The sequence below is a fragment of the Plantactinospora siamensis genome, assembly GCF_042434095.1.
Lineage (GTDB): Bacteria > Actinomycetota > Actinomycetes > Mycobacteriales > Micromonosporaceae > KBS50.
Genome location: NZ_JBHLUE010000011.1, coordinates 374,874 through 391,822, shown reverse-complemented (window position 1 = coordinate 391,822; position 16,949 = coordinate 374,874). Strand labels below are relative to the sequence as shown.

Here is a 16,949-nt window from a genome sequence, read left to right as displayed (position 1 = left end):
ACGCCGGTGATCGACGCCCGCGGCCCCGGCTCGGCCCGGTGAGCGGAGCGGGCGTCAGCGGACCACCACGGTCCTGGTGTCCGCCCAGAGGTTGCTCGGGCGGTCCCATACGATGCCCGCCTGGCTCGGCCGGTTGATGATGCCGTACCGGCAGTCGTGCCCGAAGGCGTTGGCCAGGAACCGGATGTTGCGGCCGGTGAGGTCGGTGCGTACCCCGATCGAGTAGTTCCCGCCGTCGCAGTAGTTGTTCTGAAAGAGCAGGTCGGCCACGAGCGGCGCGGTGGTCGAGCCGATCATGATGCAGGCGTTCATCGGGTCCCGGGTGATCGGGTTGTACGCCTCCAGCCGGTTGTGCCGGACCGCCACGTTCACCGAGCCGGTGGTCTGCAGCGTGTCGTTGTGCGAGGCGCCGACCCGGCTCAGGTGGTGGATCCAGGAGTCCTCCACCACGGTGTTGTCGCCGAGCCGCGGGCCGTCGATCGCGTTGCTGATGTCGACCCGGCGGAGCGTGTAGTTGCCGCAGCAGACCGCGGCGTCGTTCTTGGCCATGCCGTTGATCTCCACGTCCTCGACCACGAGGTTGCGAACCGCGGACATCGTCCGGATGGAGTAGTTGCTGGAACACCGGATGCGCGACTTGCGGATGGTCACGTTGCTCGCGGTCACGGTCACGCAGCCGGAGATGTCGAGGCCCGTGACCACCTGGCCGGCGGTGCCGAGGGTGAGCGAACCCGACTTGCGCAGGATGGTGCCGGCCGGCACGCCGGTCGTGGCGGCCGTCGGGAAGGTCCGGGGTGGCAGCGCGGTCGTCGTGGCCGCGGCCCGTGCCGGCGACGCCGAGCCGCCGGATGCGCCGGCGGGCGCCGCGCCCAGCCCGGTGGTCGCGCCGGCCACGGTCGCCGCCCGCCCGGGACTGGACCCGGCGCCGGCGCGGGACGTGGCGCCGGCGACCGAACCGATCGCGGCGCCGGCGCCGCCCGCCACGGTCACGGCCCGCCCGTTCCAGCTGGAGTTGGTGATGGTGACCGGCCCGGCGGCGCCGTACCGGAATCCGACGGGACAGTTGACCAACCGCACCCGGTCGGCTGTGTAGTTGCCGAAACCGACGCCGACGGTCCGGAAGCCCGCGCACTCGATCTGCGTATTTTCGATCACCGCACCGGTGAAACCCGGTCCTATTCGAACCGCGAAATCACCGTCCGATCGGATCACCGAATTCTTGATGGTCACATTGTCCGCCGCGATGTAGATGTAACCGTCCATGTGCCGCCCGTCCAGCACCGTGCCGGCCGTGTGCACCGTCACCGAGCCGCTTCGATCGGTGGCCGCCGCCACCCCGACACCCGCTGTGAGCAGCGCAGCTGCCATGATCATGACCAGCAGGGGCCGGGGCGCCCGAACCCGACGCCGGGCGGGCGGAAGCGCTGGACCGTTGTGCTCCGCGATGTGGTTCAAGGCATGTCCCTTCGGTACCGACATTGTCTGGGATCACTGTCCCGTGACGCGCACTGTACCGAGCTGAAGGACCGACTGAATGAGTCGGAAAAAGATCCGCAACACAACCTTTGGTTTGCTTGAAGAGGACCTTGGTTGTGACTTACGGCGGAATTTTCCGGCGCTTAGCTCCGGCGTGTCCGCCCGCGACCCGCGGAGAAAGGTCGGGATTTTCAGACTATGCGCCGCCCGCGTGTCGGGATCAGGCGGTGTGGTCGACGACCACCTTGCCGAACACGTCCCCGGACGCCAGTCTCGCGAACGCGTTGGCCACCCGGGAGAACGGGACCACCTCGTCCACCACCGGCCGGATGTCCCGGCGCACGCAGAGCGCCAGCAGCTCGGCCAGCTCCTCGGGGGTCCCCATGGACGTACCGAGGATCTCCAGCTGCATGGCGAAGACCCGGCGCAGGTTGAGCACGGGCTCGTGGCCGGAGGTCGCCCCGGACACCACGATTCGGGCGCCGGCCGCCGCCGACTTCAGGGAGTGCTCGAAGGTGGCCGCGCCGACCGTCTCGATCACCACGCCCACCCGTTCCGGCAGCCGCGCCCCGGGCTCGACGGCCGTGGCCCCGAGCGCGGCGATCCGCTCCCGCTTGCCGGCGTCCCGACTGGTCGCGTACACCCGCTTGCCGAGCGCGACGCCCAGCCGCACGGCGGCGGTCGCCACCCCACCGCCGGCGCCCTGCACCAGCACGGCCTCGGCCTCGTCGACCCGGCCCTTGGTGGTCAACATCCGGTACGCGGTCAGCCAGGCGGTCGGCAGGCACGCGACGTCGGTGAAGGAAAGCTCGGCCGGCTTCGGCACCAGGTTCGCCCGCGGTACGGCGACCGACTCGGCCAGGGTGCCCTGGAAGTGCTCGGACAGGATCGACATCCCGCGCGGGTCCGCCCGGTCGGGCACGACAGGAAAGACCACCACCTCGTTGCCGTCCGGGTCCACCCCGGCGGCGTCGCAGCCGAGGATCATCGGCAGCTGGTCGGCGGAGAGCCCGACCCCGCGCAGCGACCAGAGGTCGTGGTGGTTCAGCGAGGAGGCCCGGACCCGCACCGTCACCCAGTCGGACTCCGGATGGGTCGGCTCCGGCCGCTCACCGACGGTGAGCGCGGCCAGCGGATCCTCGGCGTTGAACGAGCTGGTGTAGGCGGCACGCATGATCGGCACGCTAGCAGCGGACGGCGGCCGGCGGAAAGTGCGTCAGCTCCGGGTGACGCCGTCCCGCCGGGCGGCCTCGGCCACCGCCTCGGCCACGGCCGGCGCGACCCGCGGGTCCAGCGGCGACGGAACGATCGCCGCCGCGCTGAGATCGTCGGCCACCACCTGGGCGATGGCGTCGGCCGCCGCGACCTTCATCCCGTCGGTCACCCGGGTGGCGCGGGCCGCCAGGGCCCCCTTGAAGACGCCCGGGAACGCGAGCACGTTGTTGATCTGGTTGGGGTAGTCGCTCCGGCCGGTGGCCACCACCGCGGCGTACCGCCCGGCGACCTCCGGATGCACCTCCGGAGTGGGATTGGCCAACGCGAAGATGATCCCGCCCGGGGCCATCCCGGCCACCGCCTCGGCCGGGATCTGCCCGCCGGAGACGCCGATCAGCACGTCGGCGCCGCGCAGCGCGGCCGTCACGTCGCCGGTCCGGCCGTCCGCGTTGGTCAGCTCCGCCAGCGCGGCCTTGGTCGGCGTGAGGTCGGCGCGGCCGGCGTGGATGATGCCGCGGGAGTCGCAGACCACCACGGCCGCCGGGTCGACGCCGCCGGCCACCAGCATGTGCGTGACCGCCACCCCCGCGGCGCCGGCCCCGCTGAGCACCACCCGCAGGTCGCCCAGCTTGCGGTTGAGCAGGGCCGCCGCGTTGCGCAGCGCCGCCAGCACGACGATCGCGGTGCCGTGCTGGTCGTCGTGAAAGACCGGGATCGGCAGCGCCTCGTCCAGCCGGCGCTCGATCTCGAAGCAGCGCGGCGCGCTGATGTCCTCGAGGTTGATCCCGCCGAACGACGGCGCCAGCGCGCGGACCGTGGCGATGATCTCCTCGGTGTCCTGGGTGTCCAGGCAGACCGGCACCGCGTCCACCCCGGCGAACTGCTTGAACAGCACCGCCTTGCCCTCCATCACCGGCAGCGCGGCGCGCGGGCCGATGTTGCCGAGACCCAGCACGGCCGAGCCGTCGGTCACCACGGCCACGGCGTGCGAGACCCAGGTGTAGTCGTCGACCAGGGCCGGCTCGGCCGCGATGGCCTCGCACACCCGGGCCACGCCCGGGGTGTAGGCCAGGGAGAGATCCTCCCTGGTGCTCAGCGGCACGGTGGACGCCACGGCCAGCTTGCCGCCGCGGTGCAGGTCGAAGACCGGGTCGGAAGGATCCACGGTGGACGATGACATGGCTGACTCCAGCTCAACAGGCGCCGATCAGGCACAACGCGCCGGCGGCGCCGATCGGGCTCCGACGGGTCGATGCTGCGCGGGGATCACCCGGATGGATTGCAGCGAGCATAATGCCGGCCGGCGCGGCTGCCTGTGAGCGGGGTCATACTCAACGGTAACCGTTGAAACGCCGCGGGCGTGGCCAGTATCGGAACACCACCCGGCCCAGGACGTCGGCCACCCCGTACGCCCGGGAGTCGTCGGCCACCAGCCCGTTGTCGCCGACCAGCCACCAACCGCCGTCGACGGCCCGCACGGCACGCTTCACCACGGCCAGCTCCGGCCGGCGCCGAAAGACGCCCACCACCACGTCGCCGGGCCGGACCGCCCGGCCGCCGCGGCGGACCAGCAGGGCGTCCCCGTGCCGCAGCGTTGGCGCCATGGACGGCCCCGCGACGAGCACGGCGAAGAGCGGCGCGTTCGGCGCGTTCACGGTCATCGGGTTTCGCCTCCCCGCCCCGGGGGACTGGTACGGATGTCCCCAGCCACGGGGACGGGTATGGCAGCGGTGTCCCTGCCCGCAGGAGCGCGTCCAGGGGTAGTGTTCCGACCTGGATCATCGCAAACAATCCCAGGAGGGTCCTGATGCGACTTCCCCGCATCTTCACGCCACGTTTCGTTGCCAGTGCCCACTGCGACCTGCCGTGCGGTGTGTACGACCCCGCGCAGGCCCGGATCGAGGCCGAGTCGGTCAAGGCGATCTGCGAGAAGTACCAGGCCAACACGGACGCCGAGTTCCGCACCCGGGCGCTGATCATCAAGGAGCAGCGCGCCGACCTGGTCAAGCACCACCTGTGGGTGCTCTGGACCGACTACTTCAAGCCGGCGCACTTCGAGAAGTACCCGAACCTGCACCAGCTGTTCAACGAGGCCACCAAGCTCGCCGGTGGCGGCGGTGGCGCCAAGTCCTCCACGGACCCGGCCACCGCGGACCAGCTGCTCGCGAAGATCGACGAGATTGCCAAGATCTTCTGGGAGACCAAGCAGGCGTGACAGCCACCGAGCCCGGACCGGCCGCCCCGGAATCCCGCGGCCGCCGCTCCGAGCCGACGATCCGGCCGGTACGTCCCGAGGACGTGCCGGCCGTCGTCGACATGGTGCACGAGCTGGCCGAGTTCGAGCGGGCGCCCGAGCAGTGCCGACTCACCGCGAACCAGCTGCGGGCCGCGCTGTTCCCGGCCGACCGGCCTGCCGCGCTGTTCGGGCACGTGGCCGTCGACGGCGCCGGCGCTCCGCTCGGCTACGCGCTGTGGTTCCTGAACTTCTCCACCTGGGCCGGCGTGCACGGCGTGTACCTCGAGGACCTCTACGTCCGGCCGGCCGCCCGGGGCACCGGGGCCGGCCGCCGGTTGCTCGCCGCGCTGGCCCAGGTCTGCGTGGAGCGCGGCTACGAGCGACTGGAATGGGTCATGATCGACTGGAATCCCGCCGGCGACTTCTACCGGGCCGTCGGCGCGGCACCGACCGACGGATGGGTGCCGTACCGGCTGACCGGGCCCGCCCTGCGGGCCCTCGCCGAGCGGTCCGGCGCGGTCCCCGCACCGGTCGAGTTCGGCCCGGTCCACCAGCGGGTAGAGTCCGGACCCGGAGGTACGCCGTGACGCAGCTCAGCCCACCCCCCACGGACGACGACGTCGTCCTGCTCACGGTGCCCGCCGACGGGGGTTACCTCGGTGTGTTGCGGACCGCCACCGCCGGCCTCGCGGCCCGGCTGCACTTCGCGCTGGACGAGATCGAGGATCTGCGCATCGCCGTGGACGAGGCCTGCGCCATGCTGCTGGCCATCGCCGGCCGCAACGCGGAGCTGTGCTGCCGCTTCGCGGTCACCGACGACGCGCTGACCGTCGAGGTGAGCGTGCCGGTCCGGCCGGGCGCCGGCCTGCCGCCGGAGTCCTCGTTCGCCTGGAAGGTGCTCACCGCGCTCACCACCTCGGCGTCCGCCACCGTCGTCGACGGCACCGCCACCATCTCGCTGCTGACCCGCCGCGGCGGAGCCCGGTAGGTCCGGCGCCCCGGTCCGCTTCGCCGCGGTGACCTGCCACGACCGTCCTGCCATCGGCCGCCCGTCGTCCGGCCGGGCCTCGGTGGGGACCCGGGCTCAGCGGGCGCCGAGCGCCCGGGTGCTGGGGCCGCTGACCAGCAGCCCGCACACCGCAGCGCCGAGCACGATCAGCGGCACACCCACCCAGCCGAGGCCGCCCTGGGTCATGTACCAACCCACCGGGAAGAGCATCAGTTGCAGGACGATGGCCGGCGCCCGGGCCCCGGCCCGACGGGCCGACAGGGCGCCGCCGAGCACCCAGAGCAGGATCGCCCCGCCGACCGCAAAGGCCGTCACGATCAGGGCCGAGGTGAGGTCCGCGGCCGTGGCCGTGAGGTCCGACCAGATCAGAAAGGCGGCCACCAGGGCGAGCCCGACCGCCTCGATCCGGAGCAGGCACACCGCCCAGCGCAGCGGTGCGGGCACGGTCTCGGCGTCGGTGGTCACGAGGAGGAACGATACCCGCGGGCCGACGCGATACAGTGCCGGCCATGCGGGCGGTCCTGGTGGTCAATCCGAAGGCCACCACCACGAGTGAACGCAGCCGGGACATCCTGGTCCGGGCGCTGCGCAGCGAGGTCGACCTCACCGTCGAGTACACCCGGCGCCGCGGCCACGGGGTGGCACTCGGCCGGGCTGCGGTGCTGGACGGGGTGGACCTGGTGGTCACGCTGGGCGGCGACGGCACGGTCAATGAGGTGGTCAACGGGCTGATGACCGCGCCGCCGGCCGATCCCGGCGCGCCGCCCGGGTCCCGGCCACTGCCCGGGCTGGCGGTGGTGCCAGGGGGTTCCACCAACGTGTTCGCCCGGGCCCTCGGCATGCCGCGCGAATGGTCCGACGGCGCCGGCGTGATCCTGGAGGCGCTCCGGGCCGGCCGGTCCCGGGCCATCGGTCTGGGCCGGGCGGACGACCGCTACTTCACCTTCTGCGCCGGCTTCGGACTGGACGCCGCCGTGATCCGGCGGGTGGAGCGGGCCCGGTACCACGGCCGACGGTCCTCGCCGGCGCTCTACGTGACGGCGCTGGTGCAGCAGTTCCTGGTCGGCACCGAGCGTCGACACCCGAGCATCATGCTGGAGCGCCCGGGCGAGGAGCCGGCGGAGGACCTGGCCACCGTCCTCATCCAGAACACGTCGCCGTGGACGTACTTCGGTGACCGTGAGTTGAATCCCAATCCCCGCGCGTCCTTCGATCTGGGCCTCGATCTGCTCGCCATGCGCCGCCTGCACGTGCCCAGCGCCACACGAACAGTGACGCAGGTCCTGTCGCAACACGCCGATCCGCACGGTAAACAGGTGGTGCGGCTGCACGACCTCGACGAGTTCACCCTGGTGGCGCGGCGTCCGCAGGCGTTCCAGCTCGACGGCGACTACCTTGGCGAGCGGGAGAAGGTACGGTTTACCTCCGTACCTGAAGCACTAAGAGTAATCTGCTGAGGCTTGGGTACGGCTACCTTCATCGATGGCCGGAGCGGCCGACGGAGGAGGTGGTGAAGTGCCGGAAATGTCAGCGATGGGGCGCGCACCGTACTATATTGATTCGCAGCTGTGCCAGCGAGGGGCCCCCGGAGCGCGAAGATCCGGACAAAAGGGTCGTGAGCTAGCTCACCCGCTCGGGATTTTTCCCGGCGTCGCCCTTGACATTGCCGGAGTTCGTGAAAGCATTCACAAGCGAAGTTAATACCGGGACACGGCCGGATTGCGCGCCCTGGGGCACGCCTTGCGAAATCGGTCCCACCGCATAACACAGCCTGCTCACGCACTGCCGAGCGGACGGATGCATTCCGTTGCGGTCGGCAATGCGGATGCAAATAAGAAACAGCACGAAAAGCACCGCATCCAGCCCAAGAACGAGGAGTGTTGCCGCCATGGACTGGCGCCACCATGCTGCCTGCCGCGACGAGGACCCGGAGCTGTTCTTCCCGATCGGCACGTCCGGGCCCGCCCTGCTGCAGGTCGAGCAGGCCAAGGCCGTCTGCCGGCGCTGCTCCGCGACCGACGAGTGCCTGCGCTGGGCCCTCGAGTCCGGTCAGGACGCCGGCGTCTGGGGCGGGATGAGCGAAGAGGAGCGGCGCGCTGTCAAGCGCCGCGGGGGCCTGCGGGTCCTGCGCGCTCACTCCGCCTGAGGAGAAGAACCACCCACAGCCAACGGCGCCCCGGGAGCAGATCCCGGGGCGCCGCGCTGTGTACGGGACCACATTATCGATCGAGGACTTTGCGTCACCGCAAGCATACGGTCGGAATACGAATCGTTTTCGAAGTTTGAAATTGCGATCAAGGGATCGCGCCGCGACGGACCCCGGTCAGCCGGCGGCCGCGGCGGCCCGGGTAAGGACCAGCCGGGCGAGTTCCTCGGCCGCGCCGAGCGGTTGACTCACCGTCACCGCCCCGGCCGCGCGTGCTCCGTCGGCCGCCAGGTCGTACAGCCGGCCCGGGGCCAGGAAGTAGGCGACCACCGCCACCCGGCGCGCCCCCTCGGCCCGCAACTGCCGGACCGCCTCGGCGGGCGCCGGCGGAGCCGCCGAGGCGTACGCCAGCCGGCACGGCAGCCCGGTGTGCGCGGCCAGCGCGGCGGCCACCCGGGCGACCTCGGCCCGCGCGGCCGCATCCCGGGTGCCGGCCGCGGTCAGCAGCAGGGCGTCGGCCCCGCCGGTCCCGGCGTCCACGCCGACACCAGCCCCGCCGGTCCCGGCGTCCACGCCGACACCAGCCCCGCCGGTCCCGGCGTCCACGCCAACACCAGCCCCGAGGTCGACGCCGGGCACGACGCCAACGCCGGGCACGACGCCAACGCCGGACACGGCGTCAGCTCCGGACACGGCGTCAGCTCCGGCTCCACCGGACTCGGCCAGCCGTCGCAGCAGCGCCGCCACCAGCAGCGGGTCCACGGGGCCGCCGAGCGGACCGAGCACGTCGGCGACGCGTACCGGCATCCGCAGGCCGGCGGCCCGAGCCTCGGCCACGGCCGCCGGGATGTCGACCCGGCGGTGGTACGCGGCCGTGAGCAGCACCGGCACCACCGTGGCCCGGTCGTGCCCGCCCGCCTGCAGGGCCCGCAGCACCGGGCCCGGCCGCGGGCCGGCGTGGTCGAGGTAGCTCGTCCGCACCGGGGTGCCCGGGCGCGCCGCCCGGACGGCCGCGGCCAGCGCCTCGGTGGCGCCGGCCGCACGCGGGTCCCGACTGCCGTGCGCGACCAGCACGATCGGCTGCAACTCCCGGGCGCCGCCGGCCGGCTGCAACTCGCGGGCGCCGGGCGGCGACAGCTCCCGGGCGCCCCCGGCCGGCGACAGCTCCCGGGCGCCCCCGGCCGGCGACAGTTCGCGAATGCCGCCGGCCGGCGGCCAGGCGACCGTCACGCGTGCAGGCCGCACTCGGTCTTGTCGAACATCGCCCACCGGCCGGCCCGCGGGTCCTCCCCGGCCGAGGTACGGCGGGTGCACGGCCAGCAGCCGATCGACGAGTAGCCCTGCCGGAACAGCTCGTTGACCGGCACGTTCCACCGGGAGATGTAGCGGTCGACGTCGGCCTGGCTCCAGGCCGCGATGGGGTTGACCTTGACCTTGCGCCGCCGCGCGTCGAAGCCCACCACCGGGGTGTTGGCCCGGGTCGGTGACTCGTCCCGGCGCAGCCCGGCGGCCCAGGCGTCGTAGTCGGCCAGGGCCCGCTCCAGCGGCTCCACCTTGCGCAGCGCGCAGCACTCGTCCGGCGCCCGGTTGAACAGCCGGGGGCCGTGGTCGCCGTCCTGCTGGCCCACCGTGCGGCGGGGGCGGATGGACCGCACCTTGACCGGCATCGTCCGCGCCACCGTGTCGCGGACCCGGAGCGTCTCCGGGAAGTGCAGCCCGGTGTCCAGGAACACCACGTCGACCCCGGGCGCCACCCGGGACACCAGATGGGCCAGCACGGCGTCCGCCATCGAGCTGGTCACGCAGAACCGCTCCCCGAACGTCGTGGCGGCCCACTCGGCGATCCGTTCGGCCGGCGCCTCGGCGAGGTCCCGCCCAGCCCGCTCGGCCAGCTCGCGCAGCTCCTCCGGGTCGCGCCGGCCGGGCTCCGGCTCGGCGCCGAGGCGGACCAGGTTGAGGCCGGCCGCCGACACCGGGCCGGTCACGACTCCACCTCCCGCGCCAGCAGGCCGGTGAAGCGGACCGTGAACACCCGGGCGCAGGCCCGGCACTCCCAGGCCCCGTGCGTGTCGGCGTGCGGCCGCAGGTCCTCCTCGCCGCAGTACGGGCAGTAGAACGGGACGGCTCGACCCTCACCCTGCCCGCTCATGACAGCCCCACCCCACAGAGCCTGATGATTCCCCGCCCGCCGCGCCCCAGCCGGTGCTGCGCGCTCAATTCGCTGCGCTCGCTCATCGCAACTCCTCCTCGTCGACCCGGGTGGCCCAGCGGGCGAACGGCTCGTCGGCCGCCCGACCGGCCAGGTACCGGCGGGTCAGCCGCTCGACGTACTCCGGAAGCTCCTCGGCGGTGACCTTCAGGCCCCGCGGCTTGCGGCCGAACCCGGCCGCCCGCCCGCTGGCCATGCCCAGACCGCCGCCGAGGTGTACCTGGAACCCCTCGACCTGCCGGCCGTCCGGTCCGACCACGATCTGGCCCTTGAGCCCGATGTCCGCGGTCTGGGTGCGGGCGCACGCGTTCGGGCACCCGTTCAGGTGGATCGAGATCTCCGCGTCCCCCAGCTCGGCGCGGCCCAGCCGCTCCTCCAGCCGGGCCACCAGCTCCGCGCCGCGCGCCTTCGTCTCGACGATCGCCAGCTTGCAGAACTCGATGCCGGTGCAGGCCATGGTGTCCCGCCGCCACGCGGACGGCTCGGCCGCCAGACCGATCCGCCCAAGGTCCGCGACCAGGGCGTCGACCCGGTCCGCCGGCACGTCGAGCACCAGCAGCTTCTGGTACGGCGTCAGCCGCACCCGGTCGCTGCCGGCGGTGGCCGCCACGTCGGCCAGCTCGGCGAGCTGGGAGCCGGAGGTCCGGCCCACCACGGGCGCGGCGCCAACGTAGCGGAGGCCGTCCCGCTGCGGGTGCACGCCGATGTGGTCGACCGGCTTGGCCGGCAGCTCGGGCGGCGGACCGTCCAGCAGGGTGCGGCCCAGGTATTCCTTCTCGAGCACGTCCCGGAACCGCTCGACGCCCCAGTCCGCCACCAGGTACTTCAGCCGGGCCCGGTTGCGCAGCCGACGGTAGCCGTAGTCGCGGAAGATCCCGATCACCCCGGCCCAGACGTCCGGCACCTCGGCCAGCGGCACCCACGCCCCCAGCCGCTGCGCCAGCATCGGGTTGGTGCTCAGGCCGCCGCCCACCCACAGGTCGAAGCCCGGCCCGTGCTCCGGGTGCTCGACGCCGAGGAACGCGATGTCGTTGACCTCGTACGGGGTGTCCGCCAGCCAGGAGATCGAGGACTTGAACTTGCGGGGCAGGTTGGAGAACTCCGGGCTGCCGATGTGGCGCCGGACGATCTCATCCAGCGCCGGCGTCGGGTCCACCAGTTCGGCCTCCGCCACGCCGGCCACCGGGCTGCCCAGCACCACCCGGGGCGAGTCCCCGCACGCCTCGGTGGTCTGCAGCCCGACGGCCTCCAGCCGCCGCCAGATCTCCGGTACGTCCTCGATGCGTACCCAGTGCAGCTGGATGTTCTGCCGATCGGTGATGTCGGCGGTGTTCCGGGCGTACCGCTCGGAGATCTCCGCGACGGTCCGCAGCTGGGCCAGGCTGAGCTGGCCGCCGTCCACCCGGACCCGGAGCATGAAGTATTCGTCCTCGAGCTCGTGCGGCTCCAGCACCGCCGTGCGGCCGCCGTCGATGCCGGCCCGCCGCTGGGTGTAGAGACCCCACCACCGGAACCGCCCCCGCAGGTCGGCCGGGTCGATGGAGCCGAAGCCACGGTGCGCGTAAAGCTGCTCGATCCGGGCCCGCACGTTGAGCGGGTCGTCGTCCTTCTTGATCCGCTCGTTGGCGTTGAGCGGTTCCCGGTGCCCGAGCGCCCACTGCCCCTCGCCGCGGGCTCGGCCGGGGCGCCGGGCGGCGCCGGCCGGGCGCGGAGCGGGTCGTGCCGGGGTGCTGTCGGCCATCGCAGTGTCCTCCGTTGGCTGTCCGCGATACGGATCGGCGGGCGTGACCAGGGCGGCGACCGGCTCACCCGGGAGGGTGGAGCCGGAGAACGTCGATGTCCGCGTGCCGGCGTGGTATGCCCGGAACGGAATGGGTCCGGAGCGTCAGAGGGCCGGACAGATCGCGCTGCGGACGCGCCCGTAATCTACGTGGCGGCGGGCCACGAGTCGGCGCTCGACGGCAGCGGTCATGACCTCATGCTGCCACACCCGACCGACCGGCGGCCAGCCAAGCGTGGGCACGGTCTCACCTGCCGGTCGGTCCAACGGGTGGCGGCGGATGTGCCGGGCGGCCCGCGCCGCCGCGAGGCGTGTGGTGAGCTAGGCGTCGAAGGCTACGAGGTCGCGGGTGGCGACGGGGGAAGGGACGGTCGGGATGCGGTCGAGGACCACGCTCACCGGTGGCCGGGGCGAGGACCCGGAGGCCGGTCCGGCCGGTCCGGCCGACCCCGCGCCCGGCGCCCCTCCCGGCTCGGCTGCCGGCCGCGCCGGCGCCCCCACTGACGCCGGTTCCGCCGCTGACGCCGGCGCCGGCCCCCGGGGCATCGACTCCGACGCCGCCATTGACGCCGACCCGGCCGCCGACGGCGGCGACGCCGGCACGCCGCCGGGCACGCCGGTATCCGGGCCGCCGGCCGCGGGCGCGGCGGCCGGCGGGCCGGCGGTACGCGCGGCGCTGGACTGGGCGCGCCGGCTCTACTGGCTGTGGCCGGCCCTGGCCACCCTGGCCGTGACGGCCGTGGGGATCGGCCGGGCCGAGCCGTGGCGGGACGAGATGGCCACCTGGAGCGCGGCCACCCGGCCCTTTTACCAGGTGCTGCGGATGGCTCACCACGTCGACGCCGTCACCTCGCCGTACTACCTGTTCATGTGGGCCTGGATCCGGATCGCCGGGGACTCCCCGACCGCCATGCGGCTGCCGTCGCTGATCGCCATGGTCGGCACCGCCGGGCTGCTGGCCGTCCTCGGCCGCCGGCTGTTCGGCGTGCGGGTGGGGGTGGCCGCCGGGCTGCTCTTCGCGGTCCTGCCGGCCACCTCCCGGTACGCCCAGGAGGCCCGCGGGTACGCGTTCGCGGCCCTGTTCTCGGTGGCCTCCACCCTCCTGCTGGTCCGGGCACTGGACCGGCCCACCCGCCGGCGCTTCCTCGGCTACGGTCTCGCGCTCTACGGGCTCGGCCTGGCGAACCTGCTGATGCTCATGGTGCTCGTCGGACACGCGGTGGCGGTGCTGACCGCGTCCCGGGTAACCAGCGACCGCCGGCCCCTGTGGCGCTGGCTCACCGCCGTCGTGGCGGTCGGGGTCGGCGTGTTTCCGCTGGTGTGGCTGGGCCGCCACCAGCAGGGCACGCAGCTCAACTGGGTGCCGCTGGCCAAGATCGAGCTGCTGCCCGACCTGCCCGGCGGCCTCTTCGGCAACCCGACCGCCGGCGGGTTCGTGGTCGGCCTGGCCGCGGTGGGCTGGGCGCTGCGCGGCCGCTGGGGCGCCGTGTTGGGAATGGCGGCGCTCGGCCCGGTCGTGCTGCTCTACGAGGCCGGCCAGCACGAGCCGCTGTTCGTGGCCCGCTACCTCATCTTCGCCGCGCCGCTGCTGGCCCTGCTCGCCGCCACCAACCTGGAACGGGTACGGCCGGCGGCCATCCTCGCGATCGTCTCGGTGCTTGCCTTCGTCAGCGCGAACTCCCAGCTCGGGTTCCGGAAGACCCACGAGTGGCCACGCTCGGCGCCCCGGTCGTACTCGGCCGCGGCCCGGATCGTCGAGGAGCACGAGCTGCCGGGCGACGGCATCATCTTTCCGAACCGCTCCGACTGGTCGTTCCTGGACATCGCCATGTCCTACTACCTCCGCGACCGCGCGCCGCGGGACGTCCTGGTCAACCGGACCGCGCGGCAGCGGGGGACGCTGTGGGCCAGCGAGTGCCGCGATCCGGTCGGATGTCTGGCCGGCACCAACCGGGTCTGGGTGGTGAGCATCGGCGAGAAGATCGACCCGTTCACCACCATGCCGGCGGCCAAGGCGGCCGCGCTGCGGACCGGCTACGCCCTGAACAGCCGGTGGACGGTGCCCGACCTCACGATCACCCTGTACGTCCGGCGCTGACCCCGGTCTCGTCCCCGGGCCGCGCCGGCCCGTCGGACGGACGGCCCGGGCGCCCCGACGAGCGGCTCAGCCGGCTCGCTTCGGCCGGTGCAGCGGCACCACGACGATGGCCTCGGTGCCCCCGCCGGACCGGTTGCGCAGCTCGATGGTGCCGCGCAGCTCGCCGGTGGCCAGCGCCCGGACGATCTGCAGGCCCAGCCGGCCGCTGCGTTCCCGGTCGAAGCCGGGCGGCAGCCCGCGGCCGTTGTCCGCCACCGACACGTGCAGCTGCTTGCGGAACCGGTGCGCCGACACCACCACCTCGGCCGGCGGCTCGCCGGCCGGCGCCGGACCGTCGGCCGGGAACCCGTGCTCGACGGCGTTGAGCAGCAGCTCGTTCAGCACCATCACGAGCGAGGTGGCCAGCTCGGCCGGCAGCACCCCGAAGGAGCCCTGCCGGCGCATCCGGACCGCGAAATCGGTGGCCGCCACCTCGGCCGCGGCCACGGCCACCCGGTCCAGGATCCCGTCGAACTCCACCGCCTCGTCGCTCGACATCGAGAGCGTCTCGTGCACCAGCGCGATCGAGGCGACCCGGCGTACCGACTCCTCGAGCGCGGCCCGCGCGTCCGGGCTGTCCACCCGGCGGGCCTGCAGGCGCAGCAGCGCGGCCACCGTCTGGAGGTTGTTCTTGACCCGGTGGTGGATCTCCCGGATCGTCGCGTCCTTCGTCATCAGGGCGCGGTCCCGACGGCGTACCTCGGTCATGTCGCGGACCAGGACCAGCGCGCCGATCGGCACCCCGGCGGGCATCAGCGGCAACGCCCGGGTCAGCACGGTGGCGCCGCGGGCCTCGACCTCCCGGCGGGCCGGCGCCTCGCCGCGCAGCGCGGCCAGCACCGAGTTGGCCGCCTCGGTGCCGTCCAGCGGATCCGCCGCGAGCCGGCCGTTCAGGGTGGCCAGGTCCTCGCCGATGAGGTGCGAGGCGAAGCCGAGCCGGCGGTACGCCGACTGGGCGTTCGGGCTCGCATAGGTGACCTTGCCGGTGGCGTCCAATCGGATGAGGCCGTCGCCCACCCGGGGGGCCGAGGTGGTCTCGCCGGGGTGCCGGGCCGGCGGGAAGGTGCCGTCGGCGAGCATCTGGGCGAGGTCGTCGGCCGTGGTCAGGTAGTTGAGCTCGAGCTGGCTGGGGGTGCGCGCGGTGGACAGGTTGGTGTCCCGGCCGACCACCGCGATCACCTCGCCGGCCTCACCCTCCGCGGTGCGCAGCCGCACCGGGATGGCCTCGTGCCGGGCCGGGGTGTCGCCGTACCAGACCGGGTCGCCCTCCCGCCAGATCCGGCCCTGGGAGTACGCGATGTCCAGGTGCGCCACCTCGGGGCCGCCGACGATCCGGCCCACCTGGTCGTCCTGGTACGCCGTGGGCGCGGTGGTGGGCCGGACCTGCGCCACGCAGAGGAAGGAGCCCTCCCGGTCCACCGGCACCCACAGCAGCAGGTCCGCGAAGGACAGGTCGGACAGCAACTGCCAGTCGCCGGCGACCCGGTGCAGGTGGTCGATGTCGCCGGGGCGCAGCGCGGTGTGCTCCTCGGCCAGGTCTCGCAGGGTGGACACGAGGCAAGGGTGCCACGTCCGGCCGCCGGTCAGTGGGTGCTGGTGACCTTGTTGAGCCCGCGCGGCGCGTCGGGGTCCTCGCCCCGGGCCAGGGCCAGGGCCAGGGCGAGCCGCTGCAGCGGCAGGATGTCCAGCAGCGGCGCATACCGCTCGTCCACCTCCGGCACCGCGATCCGGACCGCGCCGGGCACCTCGGCCGAGCCGATGGTGACCACGTCCGCGCCCCGCTCGGCCAGCCGCGGCAGCACGGCCCGCATGGCGTCGCCGCCGGGTCCCGACCCCACCAGCGCCAGCACCGGTACGTCCGGGTCGGTCATCGCCAGCGGACCGTGCAGCAGGTCGGCGCCGGAGAAGGCCAGGGCCGGCAGGTACGAAGTCTCCATGAGCTTGAGCGCGGCCTCGCGCGCGGTGGGGTACGCGTAGCCCCGGCCGGTGGTGACGAGCTGGCCGGCGAACCGGTAGCGCGGGGCCAGCGCTCCGGCGGCCGGATCGGCGAGCACCCGCTCGGCCAGCTCGGGCAGCTCGGCGAGGGCGGCGCGCTCGGCCGCCGGGAGCCGCCCGTCGCCGGCGCGGACGCCCTCGACGAGCATCAGCAGGGCGAGCAGCTCGGCCGTGTAGGTCTTGGTGGCCGCCACCGCGCGCTCGTGCCCGGCCGCGATGTCGACGGACAGCTCGGCGAGGCCGGCGAGCGGCGAGTCGGGCGCGTTGGTCACCGCGAGGGTGAGCGCCCCGGCGCCGCGGGCCACCCGGAGCACCTCGGCCAGGTCGGCCGAGCCGCCGCTCTGGCTGACCCCGACCACGAGCGCGTCCGACAGATCGGGCCGGGCGCCGAACAGCGTCATGGTGCTCGGCGAGGCCAGGCCGGCGGGCAGCGAGAGCCGGATCTCGGTGAGATAGGCCGCGTAGAGGGCGGCGTGGTCCGAGGTGCCACGGGCCGCGTACACCACGTGCCGCGGCCGCCGCTCGGCGATGGCCCGGGCCACCCGGGCGATCGCGTCCGCCCGGTCCGGTTCGAGCAGCCGGGCGTAGCCCGCCGGCTGTTCGGCGAGGTCCGCCGCCATCCCGGATCCCGGTCGGGTCATCGCCGCCTCCACAGCACCCACTGCGCGTTCCCCGCGCGATTGCTGAGCATTCTTGCACTTTTAGGCGGCGGATCGCAATCGAGCACTCACAAATGCGCACGGATC

The 16,949-nt window shown here is 73.5% G+C and carries 17 protein-coding genes and 2 pseudogenes; 6 read left to right on the top strand and 13 right to left on the bottom strand.

Features of this window, described 5'->3' with window-relative positions; all coding sequences use genetic code 11:
- Positions 1-54: 54 nt before the first annotated feature.
- The 4 genes from ACFFHU_RS14860 to ACFFHU_RS14845 all read right to left on the bottom strand — a co-directional run bounded on the left by ACFFHU_RS14860 (position 55) and on the right by ACFFHU_RS14845 (position 4,352).
- Positions 55-1,374, bottom strand: a complete 1,320-nt coding sequence (locus tag ACFFHU_RS14860; protein WP_377339189.1) for a hypothetical protein — start codon at positions 1,372-1,374, stop codon at positions 55-57.
- 322 nt (positions 1,375-1,696) lie between these two features.
- On the bottom strand, positions 1,697-2,659 hold the full coding sequence (locus tag ACFFHU_RS14855; RefSeq protein ID WP_377339187.1) for a zinc-binding dehydrogenase: 963 nt from the start codon (positions 2,657-2,659) through the stop codon (positions 1,697-1,699).
- 33 nt (positions 2,660-2,692) lie between these two features.
- Positions 2,693-3,871 carry an NAD(P)-dependent malic enzyme gene (locus tag ACFFHU_RS14850; protein ID WP_377339185.1) on the bottom strand — a complete coding sequence of 393 codons (1,179 nt, stop codon included), beginning with the start codon at positions 3,869-3,871 and terminating at the stop codon, positions 2,693-2,695.
- 151 nt (positions 3,872-4,022) lie between these two features.
- Positions 4,023-4,352, bottom strand: a complete 330-nt coding sequence (locus ACFFHU_RS14845) for a S24/S26 family peptidase (protein WP_377339183.1) — start codon at positions 4,350-4,352, stop codon at positions 4,023-4,025.
- A 146-nt stretch (positions 4,353-4,498) separates the two neighbouring features.
- On the opposite strand from ACFFHU_RS14845, the gene sodN reads away from it, so the two are divergent.
- The 3 genes from sodN to ACFFHU_RS14830 all read left to right on the top strand — a co-directional run bounded on the left by sodN (position 4,499) and on the right by ACFFHU_RS14830 (position 5,915).
- Positions 4,499-4,906: a superoxide dismutase, Ni gene (gene sodN, locus ACFFHU_RS14840; RefSeq protein ID WP_377339182.1), complete on the top strand. Its 408-nt coding sequence runs from the start codon at positions 4,499-4,501 to the stop codon at positions 4,904-4,906.
- Positions 4,907-5,007: 101 nt separating this feature from the next.
- On the top strand, positions 5,008-5,514 hold the full coding sequence (locus ACFFHU_RS14835) for a GNAT family N-acetyltransferase (protein WP_377339787.1): 507 nt from the start codon (positions 5,008-5,010) through the stop codon (positions 5,512-5,514).
- Positions 5,511-5,915, top strand: coding sequence for an ATP-binding protein (locus tag ACFFHU_RS14830; protein WP_377339181.1), 405 nt, complete (start codon positions 5,511-5,513; stop codon positions 5,913-5,915). The genes ACFFHU_RS14835 and ACFFHU_RS14830 overlap by 4 nt, the downstream gene beginning before the upstream one ends.
- 96 nt (positions 5,916-6,011) lie before the next feature.
- Here ACFFHU_RS14830 and ACFFHU_RS14825 read toward each other — a convergent pair whose 3' ends face one another.
- Positions 6,012-6,401 (bottom strand): hypothetical protein, encoded by a 390-nt coding sequence (locus ACFFHU_RS14825; RefSeq protein WP_377339179.1) that lies wholly within the window; start codon positions 6,399-6,401, stop codon positions 6,012-6,014.
- Between the two features lie 44 nt (positions 6,402-6,445).
- Between ACFFHU_RS14825 and ACFFHU_RS14820 the strand changes: the two genes are divergently transcribed.
- Positions 6,446-7,393 carry a diacylglycerol/lipid kinase family protein gene (locus ACFFHU_RS14820; protein ID WP_377339178.1) on the top strand — a complete coding sequence of 316 codons (948 nt, stop codon included), beginning with the start codon at positions 6,446-6,448 and terminating at the stop codon, positions 7,391-7,393.
- A gap of 163 nt (positions 7,394-7,556) precedes the next feature.
- Here the strand turns inward: ACFFHU_RS14820 and ACFFHU_RS14815 are convergent, their stop codons facing one another.
- Complete coding sequence (locus ACFFHU_RS14815; RefSeq protein WP_377339176.1) at positions 7,557-7,826, bottom strand: hypothetical protein; 270 nt, start codon at positions 7,824-7,826, stop codon at positions 7,557-7,559.
- On the opposite strand from ACFFHU_RS14815, the gene ACFFHU_RS14810 reads away from it, so the two are divergent.
- Positions 7,825-8,082: a WhiB family transcriptional regulator gene (locus ACFFHU_RS14810; protein ID WP_377339173.1), complete on the top strand. Its 258-nt coding sequence runs from the start codon at positions 7,825-7,827 to the stop codon at positions 8,080-8,082. The genes ACFFHU_RS14815 and ACFFHU_RS14810 overlap by 2 nt on opposite strands.
- A gap of 177 nt (positions 8,083-8,259) precedes the next feature.
- Here the strand turns inward: ACFFHU_RS14810 and ACFFHU_RS31705 are convergent.
- From ACFFHU_RS31705 to ACFFHU_RS14790, 5 genes and pseudogenes are all read right to left on the bottom strand, one after another.
- Positions 8,260-8,616, bottom strand: a pseudogene (locus ACFFHU_RS31705) (sirohydrochlorin chelatase); the annotation flags it as partial.
- 195 nt (positions 8,617-8,811) lie between these two features.
- Positions 8,812-9,156 (bottom strand): annotated as a pseudogene (locus ACFFHU_RS31700) (sirohydrochlorin chelatase); the annotation flags it as partial.
- Between the two features lie 152 nt (positions 9,157-9,308).
- Positions 9,309-10,067, bottom strand: coding sequence for a phosphoadenylyl-sulfate reductase (locus ACFFHU_RS14800; protein WP_377339172.1), 759 nt, complete (start codon positions 10,065-10,067; stop codon positions 9,309-9,311).
- The gene (locus tag ACFFHU_RS14795) at positions 10,064-10,231 is read right to left on the bottom strand and encodes a hypothetical protein (protein ID WP_377339171.1); all 168 of its coding nucleotides are present in this window, start codon (positions 10,229-10,231) and stop codon (positions 10,064-10,066) included. The genes ACFFHU_RS14800 and ACFFHU_RS14795 overlap by 4 nt, the downstream gene beginning before the upstream one ends.
- Before the next feature lie 82 nt (positions 10,232-10,313).
- Complete coding sequence (locus ACFFHU_RS14790; RefSeq protein ID WP_377339169.1) at positions 10,314-12,032, bottom strand: nitrite/sulfite reductase; 1,719 nt, start codon at positions 12,030-12,032, stop codon at positions 10,314-10,316.
- A gap of 415 nt (positions 12,033-12,447) precedes the next feature.
- Between ACFFHU_RS14790 and ACFFHU_RS14785 the strand changes: the two genes are divergently transcribed.
- Positions 12,448-14,169: a glycosyltransferase family 39 protein gene (locus ACFFHU_RS14785; protein WP_377339167.1), complete on the top strand. Its 1,722-nt coding sequence runs from the start codon at positions 12,448-12,450 to the stop codon at positions 14,167-14,169.
- A 66-nt stretch (positions 14,170-14,235) separates the two neighbouring features.
- Here the strand turns inward: ACFFHU_RS14785 and ACFFHU_RS14780 are convergent, their stop codons facing one another.
- Positions 14,236-15,762 carry a histidine kinase N-terminal domain-containing protein gene (locus ACFFHU_RS14780; RefSeq protein WP_377339166.1) on the bottom strand — a complete coding sequence of 509 codons (1,527 nt, stop codon included), beginning with the start codon at positions 15,760-15,762 and terminating at the stop codon, positions 14,236-14,238.
- Between the two features lie 29 nt (positions 15,763-15,791).
- Positions 15,792-16,823 carry an SIS domain-containing protein gene (locus ACFFHU_RS14775; RefSeq protein ID WP_377339782.1) on the bottom strand — a complete coding sequence of 344 codons (1,032 nt, stop codon included), beginning with the start codon at positions 16,821-16,823 and terminating at the stop codon, positions 15,792-15,794.
- Positions 16,824-16,949: the final 126 nt, after the last annotated feature.